This is a genomic window from Acinetobacter sp. SH20PTE14, assembly GCF_021391555.1.
Classification (GTDB): Bacteria; Pseudomonadota; Gammaproteobacteria; order Pseudomonadales; family Moraxellaceae; genus Acinetobacter; species Acinetobacter amyesii.
On record NZ_CP090067.1, the window covers coordinates 502,873 to 525,176 of the forward strand.

Genomic DNA, 22,304 nt, shown 5'->3' on the forward strand with positions numbered 1-22,304 from the left:
ACAACAAGTTGTTCTTCATGACGATGTATCTGAGGGTCTGTAGCTCAGTTGGTTAGAGCACACGCTTGATAAGCGTGGGGTCACAAGTTCAAGTCTTGTCAGACCCACCATTCTGACTAATGAAGTATTTGAATAAAATACGGAAGCAAACAGAGAATCAGAGACATTGACTTATTGATAAGCTGGGGACTTAGCTTAGTTGGTAGAGCGCCTGCTTTGCACGCAGGAGGTCAGGAGTTCGACTCTCCTAGTCTCCACCATACATTGCTACGCAATGTATAGAGAACGAAGCTAAAATAAACAATCAAACGATTGTTAGCTTAGTCCTTAAGCGATCAAGTGTTTAGGTTATAGAGCTTAGCAACAAAGTGGCGTATGATTCGCTCCATTGTTATTAAGCTCTGTGATTTATCACAGTTTCCTGACCTGACGAAGGCTGGAAAAATCATTAACAGAATATATTTGAGTTGAAATAATTTGTTCATACTCGTTTGATTTAACTTAACAAGCAATTGTGAAAGTTGAATGAAATGAGTTACTAGCGAAATTAACTGAATCAAGCGTTTTGGTATATGAATCTAATTGAAGCTGTACAGTGATTAAATTCACGAAGCTCTAAACTGTAATGTTGGTTGATCTACTTGTAGGATCAAACGACTGTTTGGGGTTGTATAGTCAAGTAATTAAGTGCATGTGGTGGATGCCTTGGCAGTCAGAGGCGATGAAAGACGTAATAGCCTGCGATAAGCTCCGGGGAGGCGGCAAATATCCTGTGATCCGGAGATTTCTGAATGGGGAAACCCACCCGCTATAAGGCGGGTATCATAAACTGAATACATAGGTTTATGAGGCGAACGAGGGGAAGTGAAACATCTCAGTACCCTTAGGAAAAGAAATCAATTGAGATTCCCTCAGTAGCGGCGAGCGAACGGGGAAAAGCCCATTAAGTTATCTAAGCTTTAGTGGAACGCTCTGGGAAGTGCGACCATAGTAGGTGATAGTCCTGTACACGAAAGGGCTTAGATAATGATGTCGAGTAGGGCGAGGCACGTGAAACCTTGTCTGAATATGGGGGGACCATCCTCCAAGGCTAAATACTCCTGACTGACCGATAGTGAACCAGTACCGTGAGGGAAAGGCGAAAAGAACCCCTGTGAGGGGAGTGAAATAGATCCTGAAACCGCATGCATACAAGCAGTGGGAGCCAACTTGTTTGGTGACTGCGTACCTTTTGTATAATGGGTCAGCGACTTACATTCAGTAGCAAGGTTAACCGATTAGGGGAGCCGTAGAGAAATCGAGTCTTAATAGGGCGTTTAGTTGCTGGGTGTAGACCCGAAACCGGGTGATCTATCCATGAGCAGGTTGAAGGTTGGGTAACACTAACTGGAGGACCGAACCCACTGTCGTTGAAAAGCCAGGGGATGACTTGTGGATAGGGGTGAAAGGCTAATCAAACTCGGTGATAGCTGGTTCTCCCCGAAAGCTATTTAGGTAGCGCCTCGGACGAATACCATTGGGGGTAGAGCACTGTTTCGGCTAGGGGGTCATCCCGACTTACCAAACCGATGCAAACTCCGAATACCAATGAGTACTATCCGGGAGACAGACTGCGGGTGCTAACGTCCGTAGTCAAGAGGAAAACAATCCAGACCGCCAGCTAAGGCCCCAAAATTATAGTTAAGTGGGAAACGATGTGGGAAGGCATAGACAGCTAGGAGGTTGGCTTAGAAGCAGCCACCCTTTAAAGAAAGCGTAATAGCTCACTAGTCGAGTCGGCCTGCGCGGAAGATGTAACGGGGCTAAAACTATATGCCGAAGCTGCGGATTTACACATAAGTGTAAGTGGTAGGGGAGCGTTCTGTAAGCCGATGAAGGTGGATTGAGAAGTCTGCTGGAGGTATCAGAAGTGCGAATGCTGACGTGAGTAACGACAAAACGGGTGAAAAACCCGTTCGCTGAAAGACCAAGGGTTCCAGTCCAACGTTAATCGGGGCTGGGTGAGTCGACCCCTAAGGCGAGGCCGAGAGGCGTAGTCGATGGGAAATTGGTTAATATTCCAATACTTCAGTGTAATGCGATGAGAGGACGGAGAAGGTTAAGTCAGCCTGGCGTTGGTTGTCCAGGTGAAAGGAAGTAGGCATGTATCTTAGGCAAATCCGGGGTACTCTATGCTGAGATCTGACAGCAAGCTGTACTTGTACAGTGAAGTGGCTGATACCATACTTCCAGGAAAAGTCTCTAAGCTTCAGTTACACTGGAATCGTACCCGAAACCGACACAGGTGGTCAGGTCGAGTAGACCAAAGCGCTTGAGAGAACTCTGCTGAAGGAACTAGGCAAAATGGTACCGTAACTTCGGGAGAAGGTACGCTGCTTTTGGTGATGGAACTTGCTTCCTGAGCTGAGAGCAGCCACAGAAACCAGGCCCCTGCAACTGTTTATTAAAAACATAGCACTCTGCAAACACGAAAGTGGACGTATAGGGTGTGATGCCTGCCCGGTGCTGGAAGGTTAATTGATGGGGTTAGCGTAAGCGAAGCTCTTGATCGAAGCCCCAGTAAACGGCGGCCGTAACTATAACGGTCCTAAGGTAGCGAAATTCCTTGTCGGGTAAGTTCCGACCTGCACGAATGGCATAATGATGGGGGCGCTGTCTCCAGCAGAGGCTCAGTGAAATCGAAATCGCCGTGAAGATGCGGTGTACCCGCGGCTAGACGGAAAGACCCCGTGAACCTTTACTGCAGCTTGACATTGAACTTTGATCTTACTTGTGTAGGATAGGTGGGAGGCTTTGAAACCGAGACGCTAGTTTCGGTGGAGCCAATCTTGAAATACCACCCTGGTAATATTGAGGTTCTAACTCTGCTCCATGATCTGGAGCGAGGACCATGTCTGGTGGGTAGTTTGACTGGGGCGGTCTCCTCCTAAAGAGTAACGGAGGAGTACGAAGGTGCGCTCAGCGTGGTCGGAAATCACGCGTAGAGTATAAAGGCAAAAGCGCGCTTAACTGCGAGACCCACAAGTCGAGCAGGTACGAAAGTAGGTCTTAGTGATCCGGTGGTTCTGTATGGAAGGGCCATCGCTCAACGGATAAAAGGTACTCTGGGGATAACAGGCTGATACCGCCCAAGAGTTCATATCGACGGCGGTGTTTGGCACCTCGATGTCGGCTCATCTCATCCTGGGGCTGAAGCAGGTCCCAAGGGTATGGCTGTTCGCCATTTAAAGAGGTACGCGAGCTGGGTTTAGAACGTCGTGAGACAGTTCGGTCCCTATCTACCGTGGGCGCTGGAAATTTGAGAGGATCTGCTCCTAGTACGAGAGGACCAGAGTGGACGAACCTCTGGTGTACCGGTTGTGACGCCAGTCGCATCGCCGGGTAGCTATGTTCGGAAGGGATAACCGCTGAAAGCATCTAAGCGGGAAGCCTACCTCAAGATAAGATTTCCCTTGGACTTTATGTCCACTAAAGAGCCGTTGAAGACTACGACGTTGATAGGTTGGATGTGGAAGTGCGGTGACGCATGAAGCTGACCAATACTAATTGCTCGTGAGGCTTGACTATACAACACCCAAACAGTTGTATGTAAAGCATCAATTGATTCGATATTAAGCAAAATAACTTGATTTAGTTAACGCTTAAGAACAAATGAGAGTATAATTAAGCACTGCTTAGTTCTACTCGCAAGAACTCAGATATGATCTGTTAATAACTCATTTGACCAAGCAACGGCACTGAAAAGATAAGACCAAATGCAAAGTCATAACAGTTGTGCTGGCGACAATAGCAAGAGTGAACCACCTGATCCCTTCCCGAACTCAGAAGTGAAACCTCTTAGCGCTGATGGTAGTGTGGGGTTACCCATGTGAGAGTAAGTCATCGCCAGCTCATTATTCGAAACACCCCCTGATATCTCAGGGGGTGTTTTTTTATGCGGGAAGAAAAAGGGAAAGGAAAAAGATAGAGGGGGATACGGAAATTAAGCGTTGGATATCCAACGCTATAAGTTTACATAGAACGATAAAATTATCTTAACTGACGTCGTGCATGCTTTAATGCTGTTCTTAACCCTTCTTCTAACGTTGGATGATAGAAAGGCTTATCCAAAATTTCATGTATGCTTAGTTCTTCTGAAATCATCCAAGCTAATAAATGTGCCAAATGTTCAGCTTCCGCGCAGAATAGCTCAGCTCCTAATAGTTTATGGCTGATTGTATCCACATATACTTCAGTAGCCCCTTTGTTTTTAGCAGCAACAATCGCACGACCTTGTTTTTCATAAGAAACAAAACCAATGACAAATTCTGTGTTTTTATCTTGTAGTTGCTTATAGCTTTGCCCAATGGTTGCCATTTGTGGTGTAGAAAATAAGATGCCTAGAGGTGTTAGCGTCTTGATGGGTTTAATTTGTGGAAAGTTTAAACAGTTTTGTACTGCAAACTTACCTTCATGAGCTGCTTCATGTTGGATAGGGGTACTGGTATGTGCATCGCCGACAATAAAAATAGGATAATCTGCAAGTTGCTTTGTATGTGGGTTAATTGGCAAATTTTTAATATCTTTAAATTCCGCACTTACACGTTCTAAACCTAATGTATTTAATAATGTACGTCTGCCAGTTGCAGCTAAGACATAGTCAACTTGTAGCGACTTTTGTACGTTTTCTTCAGTATAGGTTAAATGAACTAGATCGCTTTCAATAGCATAATGTTCAGGTAAAATTTCAAACTTTAGCTTTAACTCTTTACTTAATTCTTCCTGTGCGAGCTTTTGCAATATAGGGCTACTCAGTGAGCCAATTTTTCGACTACGTGCAAAAACTGTGGTGTTTACATTGAGGCGTGTTAAAGCCTGCGCTAATTCCAAAGCGATGACACCACTTCCAATAACTGCGACTGATTTAGGGAGTTGTTCTAATTCAAATATCTGATCTGATGTAATTAATTTATCGCCTAATATTTGTTTTTGTTCAGCATCTATAGCAGGAGTTGTACCTACAGCAAGGATAAATGACTTGGCTTTAAATGTTTGGTTGTTTACTTGAATGGTATTTGAATCAATAAATTCAGCTTTACCTGAAATTTTATGTTGGCTTGGCCAACTTTCAACATCTTTTAACGTGGCTCTTGTAAAACGATCACGTAAGGTTTGAACATGTTGCATGACGCTAGAGGTATCAATTTCACTTTTGACATCTAGTCCTAAATTATCTGCATGTCTTATTTCGTACATACGGTTGGCAGTAGAGATAAGTATTTTACTTGGCATACAACCAACGCGTGCACAGGTAGTATCCCAAGGCCCATCATTAATGATAAGAAGATTTTGTGTTTTTTTAATTGCTTCTTTATAGGCTGAAATGCCTGCTGTTCCTGAACCGATAATGATGATGTCGTACATTTGGATATGCTTCATTTCATGAGTTTAGATCTAATATATAAAAAAACCCTCAGTATAGAGGGTTTAATTGCATTTTTTTACACTTAAAATTTAATACCAGAAGGTAATGTTAAACTTGTACTTACAGTTCCTGCATTATTAGTAGATGAACCTTTGAATGTTATTCCATTAATAGCATGTTCAAAACTAAGACTACCACTTGTAGCTTGTTTAAATTTCAAAATATTCGTCCCTGTTAATTTAATGCTTCCAGTAAATGTCTGGCTATTTAAACTAGAGGCTTCATTCTCAACTCGAGTCCCATCGATTGTTGTGATGCTAGGTAAAATTAGTTCTTGTTCACCTGAAGCTTTCACACGATAACTTGCTGAACTTGTGGTACCTGGTGTTGAGTTTAATACGAATGAAATTGGTTCTGCAAAAGGAATATTTGGGTTATCGTTAATTAATACATTAAATCCTGATCCAGATTGAATATTGTATAAATCTCCATCGAGAGAAGAGAGATCTTTGTAAATACTGATAGCACCTGTTGTTACTTCACGTTCAATATCATCACCAGTTTCTGGATCCGTAACTATTGCTGTTGTTGTAATTTTATAGTCGCTTGTATTGCCATTTATTAAAACAAACCTTTTTTGTTGAGTTTGTTGTATTCCCCAAGACTGTTGAAATGGATAAGCAAATGCACCAGTAATTGTTACATCATGGAAATTTTTATCTCCATTTTCATTTTCAAATACGTAAATGCGAGTATTGGATTCATATTCTTCTAAGTTTGGTGTCACTTCATCATGTTGTAATTTGATGTTTTTTAGATCATTAGCTGTAATATCGAAATCCCAGTTGTCATAACCCGGTAAGATATTTTTAATATCTTCGCCAATAAAAACATAACATGCTCTATAGTCAGTTTTACTTAAATAGAAACATTTATCTCTGTAGTGATAAGTATTTTTATATGAGTTTAAGTTTATTTTTCTAATATCTAAACTTAATTGTAATGGGCCTTGTGCAAATGTATCCATTGAATGATCAATATAGCCTTTTGCTGTTGATGCATCGTTAGGATCATAATTACCGAATAAATATTGCCCTTCACGTTTTAAAATTTCTAACTGTGCTTTTGCTGTTTCAGCTGGGGTTGTTGTACCACCATTGTTATTGTTTTGATTAGAAGAATCTGTTCCTTCGTTATTAAAATATCCATCACTACCGCCACCACCACAAGCAGTAAGTATCGTTGCTAAAGTAAGTACAAGTGTCCCTTGAACGAATTTCATGAAGTACCCCAAAATAGTTATTTATGTATAGAAAAAGTTATATTGCGTAAAGATACCACACATAAAAAATGGCGCAAATAGCGCCATCTTTATATTCGTCATTTTATAGTGCAGTCCCGACACTTACACCAACGGTTGGACGTACATTCATAGAATTACACCCTGTTAGCAACAACGTTGTAAATAAAACGGTAAACACGAATTTATTCATTGAGCAAACCTTGAGCCTTAGCTTGATTGAAAAGAGATGTCGAACGAGAACCGCTACGACAAATCATCAAAATGGGTTTAGGAAGCTCATTATAATATTTAGCAAATTCTTTCACGTCTGTTTGAGAAATTTTACCGCTTTGCACAGGTTGATACACAACACTCACATGAGACTTTTCAGCAATGCCTCGTAACTGTAAAACAGTCACTTCATTGCCCGCCTCACTATCTGGTCGGTTTACAATCACAGATTTAAATTTAAGTTGTTTGAGTAAACTTGAAAACTTATCTGTGGTCATTTGTCCAGAGACACTTAAATTTGCATTTAAGGGCTGACTGTTATTATCAGCAAATGTGGGTGCCGAAAAGATGCATGTTGCGATCAATAAAGCTTTTTGAATGAAAGCCTTAGTCATCCAAAAGATCCATCTGTTTTGCTAGTTGATATAGGTTATTTGAACGGTTACCTGTACGGCAGAACATTAGAACTGGCTTTGGCAATTCATTAAAATGATTCGCAAAGTTACGGACATCTAGCTCAGAAATTTGACCCGCAACAACCGGTTGATGAACATAGTCTAAACCAGCGGTACGAGCTGCTTCTTCAATTTGAGCACTGGTTGGTTGCTCAGGACCACCTTCCATGTCAGGGCGGTTATTGATAATCGATTTAAAGCCTTTTTCAACCACTTGCGCTACATGTTCTGGGCCGATTTGACCTGCAAAACCAACATTTTCGCTCATTGAGTCACTCCATAATTTAATTCATAGATTTATGCTTTATGATAGCATTAAGCACAAACTTGAGCAGAATGTTCTTAAATTTTTATAAGCGATTACAACCATAAAATAACGCAATGGAGCGCGTATGCACGCCTATACAGTCGAACCACTGTATGTCAAAAGCGGACAAGATGTTATAGCTGCTGACTTTTATCGTCCAAAATCTGTTGAAAAACCTGCAGTCATTCTCATGGCGCATGGTTTGGCTGCATTACGCCAATTTAAATTAGTGCAATATGCCAAGCGCTTTGTACAAGCGGGCTATGCTGTTGTGTTGTTTGATTATCGCTATTGGGGGGGTAGCACAGGGCGTCCGAGAGAGTTGGTGAATCTTAAAGCTCAACTTGAAGATTGGCGGACCATGATCGATCATTTACAGCAGCGTAAATCGATTGATTCGAGACGCATTGTATTATGGGGAACATCGCTGAGTGGTGGCTATGTACTTAGTTTGGCGGCAGAGCTTAAAAATATTAAAGCGCTGATGGTACAAGTCCCATTTGTCGACGGCGCTGAAAGTGCAAAATTGTATCCCTTACAGCAATTACCTAAAGCGTTAAAATTATCGAGTCAGGACTATATGGGGTCTAAAGTTGGGATGAGTCCAACGACTTTACCTGTAGTTCATCCACATCGATTGTGTTTTTTACAGTCTGAAGACAGTTATGCGGGCTACTTGTCGATTGTAAATCCTGATTTTTATTGGAGTGGCGAAATTCCGGCTCGGGCCTTTTTTAAGTTAATCCGTTATCGCCCAATATTGGATGTCCGTAAAATTAACATACCGGTACTTTTTATTGCAGCCAAAGAAGATAGTTTGATTCCCATTGAATCAAGCCGAGAAACTGCGACCAATATTGCACCGTATGTGCAGTATTATGAGTGGGAAATGCAACATTTTGATATTTATCACGGGCAATGGTTTGAAAAAGCCATGGCAACCCAATTAGAATTTTTACATCAACATGTTGGAGTCAGCTAAATGATCGTTGTGTGTCCTGAATGTGGTGCAAAAAACCGTGTGCCTGAAGAAAAACTCGAAGTTGGACCTGCATGTGGTCAATGTCATCAAGCATTGATTCCATTGGCGCCCATCGAGTTGAATGAAAAGAACTTTGCAAATTTTATTAGCAATAGTGATTTACCTGTGCTGATCGATTTATGGGCTGAATGGTGTGGACCATGTAAGATGATGGCGCCACACTTTGCACAAGTTGCAAAATCTAATCCGAAGGTGGTTTTTGCCAAAATTGATACCGAAGCAAACCCTCGATTGAGTGGTGCATTTAATGTTCGTAGTATTCCTACACTGGTTTTGATGAATAAAACCAACGAAATTGCTAGAATAAGTGGTGCAATGCGTGCGGGTGAGTTACAACAATGGCTCAACCAGCAGTTAAATCTACCTCAATAAATGTCAGCGCCAGGAGCTAAAGTGTCAGAAACTCATGTAAAACCTGAAGGAACGCTTTCCCTACAAACCATCGCGATGCCTGCAGACACCAACTGGAGTGGTGATGTTTTCGGTGGTTGGATCGTGTCACAAATGGACTTGGCCGGTGCAATTCACGCAGAGCGTTTCAGTCAAGGACGCTGTGCAACGATTTCAATTAACCAAATGACCTTCCTCGTTCCAGTGAAAGTCGGGGATGTCATCAGTGTATATACCAAAATTTTAAAAGTGGGTAATACCTCTATCCAAATGCAGATTGAAGTTTGGGATAGTCATGACAGCTCACGAGATCCTATTCGCGTAACCGAAGGTGTGTTTACATTTGTCGCTGTGGATGTGAAAGGTGCTAAGCGTCAAATTCCTGCGGATGCAAAAGCTAAATTTGCAGCAGATCAAGCTTAATTAAAGTAAGACGAAAAAAAAGCCGCTCAAACGAGTGGCTTTTTTATTAATCACGAATTAAAACTTAGAACATTGTATTTGAATTGGCACTGGTTTCAGGAATGCTTTGTTGCACATCCCAATGTTCGACGATCTTGCCATTTTCAACACGGAAGATATCAATAATGGCTTCTCCATGGTCTTGCTTATTTGGCGTAGAATGCACATGTAAATAGACCAAATCACCTTCGGCAGCAGCACGTTTGATCTGGTTTTTTGCTTCAGGATTTTGTTTAAAATACTGGGTGAAATAATCGACAAATGGCGCTTTGCCATCAGGTACATGCGGATTATGTTGAATATATTGATTACCAATATATCGGTCAGCATATGTCTTAACCTGATGTTTAAGAAAGACACCTTCATAAAAATCAATCACGATTTTCTTATTTTCCGCTGCTTGGCTGGTTTTAATATTGCTATCAGCCGCTTGATTTGGAGTCGTTGGCGTTGCAGGAATATTACTTTGACATGCAGTTAAAAAAACCGCCATGCTGATGAATGAAAGGGGAATGATTTTTTTCATAAAGTGCTCAATATATTTGTGTCGTGCAAGCATATTGAGCGGAATTACGGCGTATAAATAGTAAAAAACAGTCTTGATTTTGCTGAAATTTGGTAAAACTTATACTTGCTTAAAAGTAAGTTTTATTTACATTTATTTATTTTTCAGAGCGGATTTTTCCACCCAAGCCCAAAGCATTTCACATTGAATAGGTGCTTCACTAGATTCATCGGTGACTAAGACCTGTACTAAAGTTTCACCTTTTTCTGTGCTTTGCATTTGTCGTTGCTGTTCGGGTGTAAGCGTTGCGATGGCTGTCATCCCACCTTGGGTTGGACGCTTAAAATCAACTTTGAAGCTTTTAATCAGGACAATGGCGCTATCAGGGACGTTCATTGCTGTGACAAAACCTGTGGCTGTTTCTGCGATCAGCGCCATGGCACAGGCATGTACTTGCCCGATATGGTTTTGCATCGCCTTATGATTGGCGATGCTCACCTCAACACGCTCAGGGCTGACATGTTTATACTGGATTTTAGCTGTTCCAACCATGGGTACGACACGACCAAAAGCTCGACTGAGCAAACGACTTTGAATACCTTTGGGTAATTTAGAGCTTGCTTTGACCAGTTTATTTAGACGATTTGGACGTGCCATATTGACCTCAATGGCAGTTGTACTGCCTTAATCTTTAAAGTTGTTAAATTGAAGCGGCACACCAAACTGTTGCTCTTTTAAGAACGCCATCACTTGTTGCAAAGTGTCACGCTTCTTGTCAGTCACACGAATTTTGTCGCCTTGAATAGAAGATTGCACTTTAATGCCGCTTTCTTTAATGGCTTTATTGATTTTTTTTGCAGTATCAGAGTCAAGACCGTCTTTTAGTTTGATCACTTGAATGACGTTTTTACCAGAAGCGGTCATTTTTTGTGGATCGAGTGCTTGAATGTCAACTTTACGTTTGAAGAAATGATTTTCGAGCATGGTATACACTTGCTCACATTGGAAATCGCTTTCTGTTGAGATTTTGATTTCCTTATTTTTCTCATTGAACTCAATTGAAACGTCTTGACCACGGAAGTCAAAACGCGTCGCAATTTCTTTTTGCGTGTTTTGAACTGCATGATTTACTTCAAAAACTTCTAATTCGGAAACAATATCAAAAGAAGGCATAGATTAGACCTTTACAAAGGGAAAGAATATCTGAGATGCTAGGGATGTTTTCTTCATTTGCCAAGTGTTGTTTACATCAAAAGGAGTGTGCAATGATCCGTAAACAAGAAATTACAACATTTGAGTTCCCAGAAGACTCGATTATCTGGGATGTTCGCGATGCAAGTGCTTATGCTGAGGCACATGTGAAAGGTGCGGTTAACCAACCGATCACCGCTTTGTCATCAGATGCACTGACTCAGGTGTCAACGGATCAACCCATTTACATTTTATGTGGTGGCGGAAGTAAAGCTCCACGTGCAGCAGAGTTATTAGAGGGTTTTGACAGCTCACGTGAATATGTAATCTTAATGGGCGGCACGCGTGCTGCTCGTGATGCCGGTCTTCCTTTGGAACAAGGGAAATAAGATCGAATCAAAAAAAGCGCCGAAAGGCGCTTTTTTACTGCGCGTTATTTTTCTTGAGGTGGTGCTGAGGGCACCTGACCTTGAAAATAAGGCTTCTTGGTTTTTTGTTTCGCTTTGGTGCGGCGTATAAAACGTGCTGCATGAATTTTATCGAGTAGCTGTGTTGGAATAGGGCAGGCTTCTTTTAAGACCAACGCGGCAATGATTTCACTACAGAGCGGGGCATACAGGAAACCTTTAGAACCGAGTCCACTACAGCTATAAATGTGCTGATCTTCATGGACTGCACCAATTACCGGGAAAAAGTCTTTTGTCTGTGCGCGAATTGCGGCACGTCCTTGCCATTGCTCAATCGGTGCTAAGGTTTTGGCAAAGTCGGGGAATACACTGTGGATAAGTTCATAGTTATGCACATGATCTTCTGTGAGAACGTCGGTGTCATCACGGCCGGGATAAAATGACGCGCCCATAATCATTTGTTCGGCATCCAGTTGCATACAATAGCCCCCATAACTATAGGCTGTATGCATATCCATTTGTTGAGCGGGGTTGTTCAACCAACTGACTTGTCCACGAATGGCACGCAGCTCTGGATAATCTGTTTGTAGCTGCATACTGTCACGTGCCGCACAGAGAATGACATGCTCGGCAGATGGAAGCTGCTGATCCTGTGTAAATAGCGCAACGCCATTTTGTTGTTGCTCAATGCGTTGAATATCTGCTTGTAACAATTCAATGTGTGGATGTGCCAAGATTTGGTCACGAAGCTGATGTGGACTGACTGCGCCTGCTTGTTTGAGGAGCAGGGTTGGATATGTTGAGGCTAATTGATTTAGCGTGCCTTCTTCAGCAGCTAATACCTCTGAAGGATAACTTTGAGCTAAATCAAGGTGTTCTGCTTTATTTTTTAAAATAGATTGGTGAATCTGTAAGGGACGAAATGCCTTGAAGTTTTGATAATGCTTGAGTGCATATAACCAGCTCAAGGTCATCAAATGTTCAGCACTTTGTTCAATTGGACAGAGTTTAGGGTTGAGTAGGGCAAGAGGATTACCCGATCCACCGCTGAGTGGTGCTGATTTCTCGTAAATACGCACTTGATGCCCGCGTTGAGCAAATGCCCAAGCACAGCTCAAACCAGCTATGCCAGCGCCAATAATCGCGATTTGACGGGGCTTATGACCTACAGTGATTTCAGAATTTTTTTTTTTCGTCTAAAGAGGGTATGTCAGCAACTTCAGATTGATCATCTGAACTTTCAGGTGCGAGCCAAAAGGCTTTGAGCATTTCACGTTTATGTGCAAAGCCTCGTGGTCGTGTAATGGTAATGCCATGTTCACGTAAGCCGCGTTTGAGTACACCTGCCACACTAAATGAGGCGAAGGTCGTCCCAATGTCCGATAGACGTACGATATTTTTGAGTACGTTTTCTTCCCACATGTCAGGATTACAGGCGGGTGCAAAACCGTCCAAGAACCATGCATTGACCGTAGCAGTTTTTGCCACGACCGGAAAAACGTCGTGTGCATCGCCTAACCAAAGATCAATTGAAAAACGTTCTTCTGGAAAATTGAGTCGATGACATCCCGCAATAGGTTCAGGATATTGCGCAATCAGTTGCTGTGCCAAAGGTTGTAATTCAGGCCATGCATTTAATGCACGAATGAGGTCTACTTTAGATAAAGGGAATTTTTCTACAGAAATAGCATGCAGATGACTGTGATTATCTGGACGAACCTGTTGCCATAATTGCCACAGGGCCAAAATATTTAATCCTGTACCAAAACCTGTTTCACCGACGCTGAAATATTCAAAATCAGTCAGAGCCGCGAGGCGAGTGTCGAGGTCATTCCCTTTTAAAAACACATGACGTGTTTCGAGTAGGCCATTGTCCTTCGAAAAATATACATCACCAAACTGTTTAGACACTGGTATATCAATGCCATCGATCATTTGCCAATCGAGATCGGCAGTCTGAATTGCACCTGACAAAACTCAAGCAACCTTTAAATTGAAGTAGAAAAACGAATTACCATTGACGACGACGTTTGGTATAGACGTAACTGGCCAATAAAAAACCTAAAATCACGCCAACACCGAGTGTGGTCCCGCCGTATAAAAACATCTGCGCGCTACGTTCACTTTGCAGCACTTGTACTTGTACGCCCAAGCTATCATTTTTAAGTTGTAATTCTTGGTTTTGCGCCAAGGCTTCAAGGTTAGCTTTTTCTAACTGTTGTAAGCGTACAGATTGGTCTTTGATCATTGCTTTGACTTTGGCATCTTGTAGCGCTTTATTTTTTGCCAATTGCTCAATGGTCAATGGATTTGCATCTTGAGGTTGACCATTGGGATTGACGGTTGCCGCCACTTTAATGATGCCCGGTTTATTGGCAGGAATGGTATGCGGCACAGGATTGGGAGGAGGTGTTGCAGTCGTTGCTTGAGCAGCAGGGGCTACAGTAGGTGCAGGTACCGGTTCTTCAGCCCATGCAGTTGAACAAATGAAAGATAAGCCCAGTAAACTAGAAACAACGACGCGCATGAACCTTATCCTTTAGGAAATGCTTTGTTAAATGGTTTGACATCAATTTGGCCATAAACCCCTTCTTTGAGGAAAGGTTCATCTGCCAACCATTGGTCTAAGTCTTCACGACTATCAAAATCGACAATGATCGTACTGCCATAAAAACCAGCTTGTGGGTTTGCCGGATCTTTAGGCATCGCACCTGCAACAATCAGACGACCTTCATCATCAAGTTTTTGTAGACGTTCAAGATGTTGAGGGCGAACTGCAAGGCGCTTTTCTACTGTACCTTCATTATCTGTACAGCTTACGACGAATAATGGCATGACTTTTCCTGATTTTTGACCGAATGGATTATTCTGAGGTCTTAAAGTATTTACGTAATACAATAAACTGAATAATGATAAAGGAAAACATCACGATCATGTCACCAAAAGCAGTGAATTCACCCCAATATTTTCCGTCTGCAAACAAATAAGCGAAAAAGGTGTGTAAACATGACATCACCACGAACATTGCAGCCCATGCATAGTTCAATCGTTTCCAACCGACAGCGGTTAAATTTAAGACTGGACCAAATAAACGTTCGATGAGTGGTTTCTTATCTTTACTAAACAGTGGAGAAAGTAAAAACGCCCCAGCAAACACTAAGTTTAGTAAAACGGCTTTTAACCGAATATAAAAATCATCGCTTAGCATCAGGGTAATACCACCAAAAATCACGGTCATGAACAACACAATCCATTGTTGTTTATCTAGACGGAATTTTTGCATCACAAACAATGCACCATAAACCACAAGCATGGAAATGATGAGACCTGATGTTGCCACAAGAATGTTATTGTTATCGACACCCCCAGCAGAACCAATTAATTGTAATAATGGGTGCTGCGTATCTTTTGGATCTACAGTTTTATATAAATAAAAGAAAATAATGAGTGGCACAAAGTCTAAAAGTGCTTTCATGTTAGAGTATCTAAATCTGATCAAATAAATGACATAGTATAGAGATGCAAGGCGTAGATTTACATACACACAGTAATATTTCTGATGGTACTTTGTCACCAGAGGCTTTGGTGCAGGCCGCAAGTGCTATTGGAATTCATACGCTGGCTTTGACTGATCACGATACGATGGACGGATTGTTGGCAGCAGAGCAGGTCGCGCATGAATTAAAGCTGCAATTAATCTCTGGCGTGGAGATTTCCAGCCAGTGGTCGAGACCTGCGACCAAAAAAAGTTATGGTGTGCATATCGTCGCTTTAAATATGCAAAATCCTGCGCCTTTACAAGCCTTATTGATGGATCAAAAGCGTATTCGAGCGGAACGTGCTCGGCAGATTTGTGACTTACTGATACCGTTAATCGGTCAAGATATTTATAGCGATGTGATTGCCAAGGTCGACCATATTCCAGATCGGGTAACACGTACCCATATTGCCAAAACTTTGGTGGAAAAGGGTGTGGTTTCACGTTCACAACAAGCTTTTGATAAATATATTAAAGAAGGCAAAAAAGCCTTTGTAAAATTTGAAGGTCCGAGTCTTGCTGAAACCATTGAGGTGATTCATGCCAGTGGTGGCTTTGCAGTGTTGGCGCATCCGACGCGTTATGATTTATCTGCGACCAATATTCGTTATTTGATTGAAATCTTTGCTGAAGCGGGCGGTGATGCAGTGGAATTACCACCGGCAATTGAGCCATTATCGACTCGTCAAATGGTAGATCGTATGATTGCTGCCTTTAACTTAAAAGTTTCTGTTGGCAGTGATTTTCATGGTGACAATATGCCGTGGATTAAACTCGGCAATATTCCTCGAGTGAAAGAGGGGCAAGTTGGAATCTGGGACAGTTTTAAGTCACATTGACATCAGGATCTTCGATAAACGGTGAAGTTCGATAATGCTGAATGTTACGGTAAAGCAGATAGAGGCAGCCCACGGCAACGCATGCCCAGAACCATGCCTTGAACAAAAACGCGATGATAAAAACACTGATGGCGATTATGCACAACAGTAGACTTGTCACGCGTTGAGGATGCCTCTTGGTCAGCAAGGCAGATTGCATGGTAGGTTGATGTTTAAAATTGCGATAAGGAATAAAATCAATGGCGCTTGAGAGTGCCAATTCGAGTTTATCAAAATGCCGTGCCTGTGAACTGATACGATAGCTCTGCCCATAACTGGTTTTCAGTTTGAGGAGATAACCGGGTTGATCTTCTTCACGAACGGCATGAATTTCCGATAAATAAGGTAAATCCAACGTAAGCCGTGTTGGAATCTGCTCAAAATAGATATTCCCCGTATAGGGCATGGCAAAGTAGTTTTTCATTTGATGAAAATCATCAAGCTGATCATGCGCATATAACTGCACGATGGTGCGCGTACGTGCCAAATAATGCACCCAAATCTGTTGCCCAATGAGGGCAGAATTCAATTGCACATGAATGTTTAAAAACAAAGTACTCGCAAAGACTTGATGGAGATCGACGCTAAACCATTTCGCCTCTTCAAGTTCATTGAGCTTTAAGAGCAATTGTTGCTGTTTGCCTTGCCACCAATGTTCACGGACCTCTCGATAATCCACAATCACAGCATCTGAACTGCGTAAGGCGTGTTCTTTTAAATCCAAAGCCAATTTGGGATCAATCAAATGCTGTTGAATCCAAAATGGAAATTTGATTCTTTGCGATTTGTCACGAAATATACTGATGACAAATAGAGCACTCATCAGGAATAAGAATTGCCAATTGCTTTGCCATGATGTGAATAATATGCCTTGCCATGCTAGGAGTAATGCGATGCTAAACAGCAACACAACGAACATGAAAATCACAGCAAGCGCTTTGCAAGGATGCAGAATCGGTTGTGGCTTATAAGTGAAAATCCGTTTTTTTATTTTCATGATTTTTCCTTATTATGGGTGTTGTATGGATCATGGATCTGAATGCGATCCGTGCATTCAGGCGAAACGCATACCAATTATAATAAATTATGATCTTTAGCTTGAATCGGTGGTGGGGTGGGTTTTCCTAAAGTTCCAAGAAGTTCAATTTCAATAGTACGCACCATCGAGTCCAATGGAAGGTCATTACTTTGTGTACCAAAGGGCTCTTCAATCTCAGAACTCAGCGCATCTAAGCCTAAAAAGGTATAGGCCAAAATTCCGACCAAAAGGGGGGTTGCGAGACCTAAAGTAGAACCCAAGCTAAAGGGTAAGACAAAACAGAAAAAATAAACGGTTCGATTCAGCAAGACCGAATAAGCAAACGGTAATGGCGTGGTGGCAATCCGGTCACAGCCGGTTTGTACGGTGCTGAGTTCCATCACATGCTGATTCATCTGGGTATAAATAATATCTGAAATCTCACCATCTTTGAGCGCCTGCATCAGCTCCCATTGAATCAAACTCAACGTGTACTGCGGTGCATTGGCCTGTTGGTATAACTGGGTGATGGCATTCGCACTCATGCCGCTGGTTTCAACCAGTTCAGTGGGATTGGCGGTTTGATGGCGGAGTCGGTCACGTAAAACGTTGGCAAAGACGATCACATGTTGAATCACACGTTCACGACGACCTTGACTGAGTAAACGGCAGTCACGGTCAAAATGGCGTGCATTGGCAATCAAAATGCCCCATAAACGCCGAGCTTCCCACCAACGGTCATAGCAGGCTGAGTTTTTAAAGCCTAAGAAAATCGACAGCACGACACCAATTAGGGTAAAGCCGACCAAAGGAAATTCGGTAAAATGAAAGATATCGACATAGGATAAGCCGCCCACAATGGCAGACAGCAACATAACGATCCCGAGCGGCGGTAAAACCTTAGGTAAAATCGTTCCTCGCCAAGAAAATAGCAGTTTAAAAATACTCGGTTGGTCACGGACGATCATGTTCGAATGATAATTTCTAGTTTTAAAAAATTATGATGATCTTCGGGTTTGCTCAAGCACTTGTCAATAACTGTTTGATGCAGATGAGTGTGCTTGGAGCAAGCCATGTTCAGCAAAGGAAAAACTCCCTTCTGTGGAGATAATGCAATGATCGATCAGTCGAATTTCCACCAGCTGACAAGCCTGCTGAATGAGTCGAGTCAATTCCAGATCGGCAGCAGAGGGTTCTGCACGACCGAAAGGATGATTATGTGCAATGACAATACTGCTGGCGTGTTCAGAAATGGCATAACGCAGCAGTTGATTGATGGAAATTTCACAGGTATTGAGGCTGCCATAAAAAAGTTTTTTAAAGTTTATTTTTCTTAAATGCGCATCTAGACAGAGCACGCCAAAGACTTCTTGACGTTCAGCTAAAAATTCAAAGCGAAGAAAATTTTGTAATTGTTCAGAGTGTTGCAAGTGCAAGGCTTCATTTTGAAAATGTTGACTCACATAGCGTTTACCGAGTTCTTTTACCGCCATGAGCTGCGCATATTTACTGTTTCCGATGCCATGAAACTGGCGCAAATCCTCAAGTGACGCATCCATCAGCGCTTGCAACTGACCAAAATGTTGAATCAGGAGTCGTGCGAGCTCGACAGCAGAATGCTGCTGGGAACCAGAGCGTAGGAAAATAGCCAGTAACTCAGCATCGGATAAACTTTGTGCGCCTTTTTGAATCAGGCGCTCACGTGGGCGCTCTTGTTCAGGCCAATTTTTAATTGAATTATTCATTATTCTTAGACTTTTTTATTATCAGTCAATCGGCTTTTTCACAGCAGATTGTTGGGTCAGTGCATATTTAATGCTATTGTGAGCGCCACTGCAACAGATAGGTAGCCTGTTCGTGAGCTTTGATTTAAGTGTAATGCCCACAAAAAATATTCTTTTAGGTGTCACTGGTGGTATCGCAGCCTATAAAAGTGCCATTCTTGTCCGTCGGTTAAAAGATGCCGGATTTGATGTGCGCGTGGTGATGACTCAAGGTGCGCAAGCCTTTGTGACCCCGCTAACGTTTCAGGCGCTTTCAGGCAACCCTGTACATACCGAATTACTCAATCCCGAAGCAGAAGCGGGCATGGGGCATATTGAATTGGCACGTTGGGCTGATTTGGTATTGGTTGCTCCTGCAAGTTGCGACACGCTGGCAAAATTTGCGGCGGGTTTAGCAGATGACCTACTTTCGACACTTTATCTTGCAACAAAAGCACCCGTCTGGGTTGCCCCTGCGATGAATCAGCAAATGTGGGCAGCCAAAGCGACACAGCGTAATTTAAATACACTGGTTGAAGATGGCGTACATGTGATCATGCCCGATGCCGGTTCTCAAGCCTGTGGTGATGTGGGCTTAGGGCGTATGCCTGAGCCTGAAGATTTAGCGAATCAAGTGACGGCCTATTTTCATCAAGCACAGCGAGCTATTGCTGAAAAATTTGGCATGCTTGCAGGCAAACATGTGGCGATTACAGCAGGTCCTACACGTGAGTCGATAGATCCTGTTCGTTATATTTCCAACCACAGTACAGGTAAAATGGGGTTTGCACTGGCAGCGGCTTGTTATGCAGCTGGGGCTAAAGTGACGCTGATCGCAGGACCCGTCAGTTTAGATACACCAAATGGTGTACGACGGATTAATGTGCAGTCTGCAATTAAAATGTTAGAGACCAGTCTGCAAATGTTAGATGAAGGCTGTGATATTTTTATTGCAACAGCAGCCGTTGCGGATTATCGCGTGGCAGAAGTTGCAGAGCATAAAATCAAAAAAGCTGGCGATGAACTCAATGTGGCTTTAATTAAAAATCCAGATATCGTTGCAACGATTGCGCAGCAGTCAAAACGTCCATTTATGGTGGGATTTGCCGCCGAGACACGCAATGTCGAAGAGTATGCTGCAGGCAAACTTGTGGCGAAAAAACTCGATATGATTGCGTGCAATGATGTCTCACGTAAAGACATTGGCTTTGCTTCAGACGAAAATGCCATGACCGTGTTCTTCGCCGATCAATATCAAATGGAAAAGCGTGATTTAGAGAAGGCGTCAAAACAAGAAATTGCACAGCAATTGGTGGAAGCCATACATGATGCGCTACATCATGAGCCTGAAATGGACGATGAATAATTTCAGTTGATTCCTTAAAAATCCCCGCAATATTCGGGGATTTTTTATGGCGCCTTTACGATGTTTTATTTCAGGATTTATATTGAAAATTCACAATGGAATCGTTTTCATGTTGAAAATATGAAGGTTAGGAAACTACTACCAAAATGGTCATTTTCAACAAAAATATGTCAGCAAGAGACCAAGGCTGTCAGTGTTTTAAAACAGTAAAAATGCAATTTAAGTGATTGATATCAAAATTAAATATAAAATTGAGAAATCTTGATAATTTGGCTTGTGCTGTGTGTTTTATTGGCTATTATGAAGCAAACAATGAGGAATGTTTGGATCGGAATCTGTGATCGGTCTGACTTTTTCATCAAGAATAAATGCATCATGGGGGATGCAATATGTTTCGATGGCTCACCATTTTTTTACTGTTGAGTTTGGCTGGTTGTAGTTATTTTGTCTCGACAGATGAATTATCTCGGCAGATTGAGCAGCAGATGCAGCACGAGTTTGATCAGAATCCAGATTATCGGCAGTACCATTTACGGATTCAAAATATAAAAGTATTAGAACGTAAGGGATTAAGTTTTAAGGCTCAGGCGACGTTGCAATACGATGGTCAGCCTTATACTGTTTTGGTCGATATTTACAAAGATTTGCAAGGTTATGCATGGAAAATAGATGAAGAACAATTTGCCTTCATTGACGAAGCTGAAATTGCAAAATATCAGGCGCAGTTAGATCAAGAGTTGAATCATTTGGTTGAGGAATTGGAACAGCCAACCGAGGAGGTTGAGCCTGTTACATCGGCGCCTGAGAGCTATGTGGGTTTGCGTGAGGAAGAAGATCCATCAGATTATCAATGGACTGGCTATGATGAGCCTTTTCCCAAGGGGAACATTACGGTCAATAGTCATTGAGCAATGATGTGACTGTTTAGATGATTTAGCTGAGTTGTGACGATGTTGCCAAATACGTACTTGGTGAGGCATGACGAATAAAAAAGCCCGCAAAATAGCGGGCTTTTACTTTATAGGATTAATCTTCTAAAACGACTTTAGGATGATCACGTAAATAGTCTTCTGTACGTTGCATTGCATCTTTAATATTTTGGATGGCATTTTCCACATCGGCAAAGGTTTTGGCATTGCCACCACTTAAAGCCTGACGCCATTTTCGAGCACCTGGTAGGTTTTGGAATAAACCTAAAATATGACGGGTAATGATAGAAAGCGGCGCACCTTCTTCCATGCGTTTAGCAATATATGGCAGCATCTGCTCGATAATATCGAAACGGTTAGGTAATTCGAGATCCCAAAGCTGACCGATCTCAGCCAATAAGTATGGGTTGTGATAAGCCTCACGGCCAATCATCACGCCATCAACATGTTGTAAATGTTGTTGTGTTTCAGCAAAGGTTTTCACTCCGCCATTAATTTCGATCAATAAATTTGGACGTTCTTGTTTCAGACGATAAACATCTTCATAACGTAAAGGTGGCACATCACGGTTTTCTTTTGGCGACAAACCTTGCAGCAGGGCAATACGGGCATGCACGATAAAATTGTCACAGCCAGTCTTTGCCACGGTATCGACAAAATGCAGCATTTCTTCATAAGACTGCATGTCATCAATCCCGATGCGGTGTTTCACGGTCACTGGAATATCAACAGCATTTCGCATTTCAGCAATACATTCAGCCACCAAATCAGGCTCTGCCATCAAGCATGCACCAATTTTATTGTTCTGAACGCGGTCACTCGGACAGCCGACATTGAGGTTCACTTCATCATAGCCCCAGTCCTGTGCCATCTTGGTACAAGTTGCTAAATCTTTAGGATTTGAACCGCCAAGCTGTAACACAATCGGGTGTTCTTCGTTGTTATAGTCCAAATGACGATTCGCACCACCAAATAAAATCGCACCTGTGGTGACCATCTCGGTGTAGAGAATCACATTAGGGTTAAACAAACGTGCAAAGAAACGATAGTCACGAGTCGTCCAATCCATCATCGGCGCAACACTAATTCGTGGTTGAAGTTTATTTTCAATGGGTTGGAGATCAGTCATTAAAAAA

General features: G+C 42.2%; 21 protein-coding genes, 2 tRNA genes, 2 rRNA genes and 1 pseudogene. 11 read left to right on the forward strand and 15 right to left on the reverse strand.

Going from position 1 to position 22,304, the window contains the following annotated elements; translation table 11 throughout:
- The first annotated feature begins 33 nt into the window (after positions 1 to 33).
- The 4 genes from LXF01_RS02500 (at position 34) to rrf (ending at position 3,891) form a co-directional block, all read left to right on the forward strand.
- Positions 34 to 110, forward strand: a tRNA-Ile gene (locus LXF01_RS02500).
- A gap of 74 nt (positions 111 to 184) precedes the next feature.
- Positions 185 to 260: transfer RNA gene (locus LXF01_RS02505), tRNA-Ala, on the forward strand.
- A gap of 413 nt (positions 261 to 673) precedes the next feature.
- Positions 674 to 3,567: ribosomal RNA gene (locus tag LXF01_RS02510) — 23S ribosomal RNA — on the forward strand.
- Between the two features lie 209 nt (positions 3,568 to 3,776).
- A 5S ribosomal RNA gene (rrf, locus tag LXF01_RS02515) occupies positions 3,777 to 3,891 on the forward strand.
- Between the two features lie 138 nt (positions 3,892 to 4,029).
- Here the strand turns inward: rrf and LXF01_RS02520 are convergent.
- From LXF01_RS02520 to LXF01_RS02535, 4 genes are all read right to left on the reverse strand, one after another.
- Positions 4,030 to 5,403, reverse strand: a complete 1,374-nt coding sequence (locus tag LXF01_RS02520) for a dihydrolipoyl dehydrogenase (RefSeq protein WP_180128663.1) — start codon at positions 5,401 to 5,403, stop codon at positions 4,030 to 4,032.
- Between the two features lie 83 nt (positions 5,404 to 5,486).
- Positions 5,487 to 6,686 carry a hypothetical protein gene (locus LXF01_RS02525; protein WP_180128658.1) on the reverse strand — a complete coding sequence of 400 codons (1,200 nt, stop codon included), beginning with the start codon at positions 6,684 to 6,686 and terminating at the stop codon, positions 5,487 to 5,489.
- Between the two features lie 203 nt (positions 6,687 to 6,889).
- Positions 6,890 to 7,312 (reverse strand): beta-lactamase hydrolase domain-containing protein, encoded by a 423-nt coding sequence (locus LXF01_RS02530; protein ID WP_233944979.1) that lies wholly within the window; start codon positions 7,310 to 7,312, stop codon positions 6,890 to 6,892.
- Positions 7,305 to 7,640: a TIGR01244 family sulfur transferase gene (locus LXF01_RS02535; protein ID WP_111885430.1), complete on the reverse strand. Its 336-nt coding sequence runs from the start codon at positions 7,638 to 7,640 to the stop codon at positions 7,305 to 7,307. Before LXF01_RS02535 ends, LXF01_RS02530 begins: the two co-directional genes overlap by 8 nt.
- 124 nt (positions 7,641 to 7,764) lie before the next feature.
- On the opposite strand from LXF01_RS02535, the gene LXF01_RS02540 reads away from it, so the two are divergent.
- The 3 genes from LXF01_RS02540 to LXF01_RS02550 are packed head-to-tail and all read left to right on the forward strand — an operon-like array spanning position 7,765 to position 9,534.
- Positions 7,765 to 8,661 carry an alpha/beta hydrolase gene (locus LXF01_RS02540; RefSeq protein ID WP_233944980.1) on the forward strand — a complete coding sequence of 299 codons (897 nt, stop codon included), beginning with the start codon at positions 7,765 to 7,767 and terminating at the stop codon, positions 8,659 to 8,661.
- A complete protein-coding gene (gene trxC, locus LXF01_RS02545) occupies positions 8,662 to 9,093 on the forward strand; it encodes a thioredoxin TrxC (protein WP_078191319.1) in 432 nt (143 codons plus the stop codon). It begins immediately after the preceding gene.
- Between the two features lie 21 nt (positions 9,094 to 9,114).
- The gene (locus LXF01_RS02550; protein ID WP_078191328.1) at positions 9,115 to 9,534 is read left to right on the forward strand and encodes an acyl-CoA thioesterase; all 420 of its coding nucleotides are present in this window, start codon (positions 9,115 to 9,117) and stop codon (positions 9,532 to 9,534) included.
- Positions 9,535 to 9,598: 64 nt separating this feature from the next.
- Here LXF01_RS02550 and LXF01_RS02555 read toward each other — a convergent pair whose 3' ends face one another.
- The 3 genes from LXF01_RS02555 to LXF01_RS02565 all read right to left on the reverse strand — a co-directional run bounded on the left by LXF01_RS02555 (position 9,599) and on the right by LXF01_RS02565 (position 11,251).
- A complete protein-coding gene (locus LXF01_RS02555; protein WP_233944981.1) occupies positions 9,599 to 10,099 on the reverse strand; it encodes an ester cyclase in 501 nt (166 codons plus the stop codon).
- A gap of 132 nt (positions 10,100 to 10,231) precedes the next feature.
- Complete coding sequence (locus LXF01_RS02560; protein WP_233944982.1) at positions 10,232 to 10,735, reverse strand: DUF4442 domain-containing protein; 504 nt, start codon at positions 10,733 to 10,735, stop codon at positions 10,232 to 10,234.
- Between the two features lie 27 nt (positions 10,736 to 10,762).
- Positions 10,763 to 11,251 carry a YajQ family cyclic di-GMP-binding protein gene (locus tag LXF01_RS02565; protein ID WP_233944983.1) on the reverse strand — a complete coding sequence of 163 codons (489 nt, stop codon included), beginning with the start codon at positions 11,249 to 11,251 and terminating at the stop codon, positions 10,763 to 10,765.
- A gap of 92 nt (positions 11,252 to 11,343) precedes the next feature.
- Between LXF01_RS02565 and LXF01_RS02570 the strand changes: the two genes are divergently transcribed.
- Complete coding sequence (locus LXF01_RS02570) at positions 11,344 to 11,658, forward strand: rhodanese-like domain-containing protein (RefSeq protein ID WP_078191315.1); 315 nt, start codon at positions 11,344 to 11,346, stop codon at positions 11,656 to 11,658.
- 44 nt (positions 11,659 to 11,702) lie between these two features.
- On the opposite strand, the pseudogene mnmC reads toward LXF01_RS02570, so the two are convergent.
- The 4 genes and pseudogenes from mnmC to LXF01_RS02590 all read right to left on the reverse strand — a co-directional run bounded on the left by mnmC (position 11,703) and on the right by LXF01_RS02590 (position 15,151).
- A pseudogene (gene mnmC, locus LXF01_RS02575) lies at positions 11,703 to 13,650 on the reverse strand (FAD-dependent 5-carboxymethylaminomethyl-2-thiouridine(34) oxidoreductase MnmC).
- 37 nt (positions 13,651 to 13,687) lie between these two features.
- Positions 13,688 to 14,203 (reverse strand): hypothetical protein, encoded by a 516-nt coding sequence (locus LXF01_RS02580; RefSeq protein WP_180183932.1) that lies wholly within the window; start codon positions 14,201 to 14,203, stop codon positions 13,688 to 13,690.
- A gap of 5 nt (positions 14,204 to 14,208) precedes the next feature.
- Positions 14,209 to 14,511 (reverse strand): YciI family protein, encoded by a 303-nt coding sequence (locus LXF01_RS02585; RefSeq protein ID WP_111885436.1) that lies wholly within the window; start codon positions 14,509 to 14,511, stop codon positions 14,209 to 14,211.
- Positions 14,512 to 14,539: 28 nt separating this feature from the next.
- On the reverse strand, positions 14,540 to 15,151 hold the full coding sequence (locus tag LXF01_RS02590; RefSeq protein WP_078191311.1) for an inner membrane-spanning protein YciB: 612 nt from the start codon (positions 15,149 to 15,151) through the stop codon (positions 14,540 to 14,542).
- 44 nt (positions 15,152 to 15,195) lie between these two features.
- Here LXF01_RS02590 and LXF01_RS02595 point away from each other — a divergent pair, with 44 nt between their 5' ends.
- On the forward strand, positions 15,196 to 16,053 hold the full coding sequence (locus tag LXF01_RS02595; protein ID WP_180183933.1) for a PHP domain-containing protein: 858 nt from the start codon (positions 15,196 to 15,198) through the stop codon (positions 16,051 to 16,053).
- Here LXF01_RS02595 and LXF01_RS02600 read toward each other — a convergent pair.
- The 3 genes from LXF01_RS02600 to radC all read right to left on the reverse strand — a co-directional run bounded on the left by LXF01_RS02600 (position 16,040) and on the right by radC (position 18,855).
- The gene (locus LXF01_RS02600; protein WP_111885438.1) at positions 16,040 to 17,089 is read right to left on the reverse strand and encodes a hypothetical protein; all 1,050 of its coding nucleotides are present in this window, start codon (positions 17,087 to 17,089) and stop codon (positions 16,040 to 16,042) included. The genes LXF01_RS02595 and LXF01_RS02600 overlap by 14 nt on opposite strands.
- 77 nt (positions 17,090 to 17,166) lie before the next feature.
- Positions 17,167 to 18,078: a bestrophin family protein gene (locus LXF01_RS02605; protein WP_078191309.1), complete on the reverse strand. Its 912-nt coding sequence runs from the start codon at positions 18,076 to 18,078 to the stop codon at positions 17,167 to 17,169.
- Positions 18,079 to 18,141: 63 nt separating this feature from the next.
- Positions 18,142 to 18,855, reverse strand: coding sequence for a RadC family protein (radC, locus tag LXF01_RS02610; RefSeq protein WP_233944984.1), 714 nt, complete (start codon positions 18,853 to 18,855; stop codon positions 18,142 to 18,144).
- Positions 18,856 to 18,967: 112 nt separating this feature from the next.
- On the opposite strand from radC, the gene coaBC reads away from it, so the two are divergent.
- Entirely contained in the window at positions 18,968 to 20,239 is a 1,272-nt protein-coding gene (gene coaBC / locus LXF01_RS02615; protein ID WP_180128650.1) for a bifunctional phosphopantothenoylcysteine decarboxylase/phosphopantothenate--cysteine ligase CoaBC, read from the forward strand.
- A 389-nt stretch (positions 20,240 to 20,628) separates the two neighbouring features.
- Positions 20,629 to 21,147 (forward strand): Asp-tRNA(Asn)/Glu-tRNA(Gln) amidotransferase subunit GatC, encoded by a 519-nt coding sequence (locus LXF01_RS02620; RefSeq protein ID WP_180026766.1) that lies wholly within the window; start codon positions 20,629 to 20,631, stop codon positions 21,145 to 21,147.
- Between the two features lie 118 nt (positions 21,148 to 21,265).
- Here the strand turns inward: LXF01_RS02620 and dusA are convergent, their stop codons facing one another.
- The gene (gene dusA, locus LXF01_RS02625; RefSeq protein ID WP_180183935.1) at positions 21,266 to 22,297 is read right to left on the reverse strand and encodes a tRNA dihydrouridine(20/20a) synthase DusA; all 1,032 of its coding nucleotides are present in this window, start codon (positions 22,295 to 22,297) and stop codon (positions 21,266 to 21,268) included.
- Between the last annotated feature and the right edge of the window lie 7 nt (positions 22,298 to 22,304).

Bases quoted from the DNA above. Each gene is read 5' to 3' on its own strand.
- LXF01_RS02520 (WP_180128663.1), bottom strand. From the start codon at position 5,403: ATGTACGACATCATCATTATCGGTTCAGGAACAGCAGGCATTTCAGCC.
- LXF01_RS02525 (WP_180128658.1), bottom strand. From the start codon at position 6,686: ATGAAATTCGTTCAAGGGACACTTGTACTTACTTTAGCAACGATACTT.
- LXF01_RS02530 (WP_233944979.1), bottom strand. From the start codon at position 7,312: ATGACTAAGGCTTTCATTCAAAAAGCTTTATTGATCGCAACATGCATC.
- LXF01_RS02535 (WP_111885430.1), bottom strand. From the start codon at position 7,640: ATGAGCGAAAATGTTGGTTTTGCAGGTCAAATCGGCCCAGAACATGTA.
- LXF01_RS02540 (WP_233944980.1), top strand. From the start codon at position 7,765: ATGCACGCCTATACAGTCGAACCACTGTATGTCAAAAGCGGACAAGAT.
- trxC (WP_078191319.1), top strand. From the start codon at position 8,662: ATGATCGTTGTGTGTCCTGAATGTGGTGCAAAAAACCGTGTGCCTGAA.
- LXF01_RS02555 (WP_233944981.1), bottom strand. From the start codon at position 10,099: ATGAAAAAAATCATTCCCCTTTCATTCATCAGCATGGCGGTTTTTTTA.
- LXF01_RS02560 (WP_233944982.1), bottom strand. From the start codon at position 10,735: ATGGCACGTCCAAATCGTCTAAATAAACTGGTCAAAGCAAGCTCTAAA.
- LXF01_RS02565 (WP_233944983.1), bottom strand. From the start codon at position 11,251: ATGCCTTCTTTTGATATTGTTTCCGAATTAGAAGTTTTTGAAGTAAAT.
- LXF01_RS02570 (WP_078191315.1), top strand. From the start codon at position 11,344: ATGATCCGTAAACAAGAAATTACAACATTTGAGTTCCCAGAAGACTCG.
- LXF01_RS02580 (WP_180183932.1), bottom strand. From the start codon at position 14,203: ATGCGCGTCGTTGTTTCTAGTTTACTGGGCTTATCTTTCATTTGTTCA.
- LXF01_RS02585 (WP_111885436.1), bottom strand. From the start codon at position 14,511: ATGCCATTATTCGTCGTAAGCTGTACAGATAATGAAGGTACAGTAGAA.
- LXF01_RS02590 (WP_078191311.1), bottom strand. From the start codon at position 15,151: ATGAAAGCACTTTTAGACTTTGTGCCACTCATTATTTTCTTTTATTTA.
- LXF01_RS02595 (WP_180183933.1), top strand. From the start codon at position 15,196: ATGCAAGGCGTAGATTTACATACACACAGTAATATTTCTGATGGTACT.
- LXF01_RS02600 (WP_111885438.1), bottom strand. From the start codon at position 17,089: ATGAAAATAAAAAAACGGATTTTCACTTATAAGCCACAACCGATTCTG.
- LXF01_RS02605 (WP_078191309.1), bottom strand. From the start codon at position 18,078: ATGATCGTCCGTGACCAACCGAGTATTTTTAAACTGCTATTTTCTTGG.
- radC (WP_233944984.1), bottom strand. From the start codon at position 18,855: ATGAATAATTCAATTAAAAATTGGCCTGAACAAGAGCGCCCACGTGAG.
- LXF01_RS02620 (WP_180026766.1), top strand. From the start codon at position 20,629: ATGTTTCGATGGCTCACCATTTTTTTACTGTTGAGTTTGGCTGGTTGT.
- dusA (WP_180183935.1), bottom strand. From the start codon at position 22,297: ATGACTGATCTCCAACCCATTGAAAATAAACTTCAACCACGAATTAGT.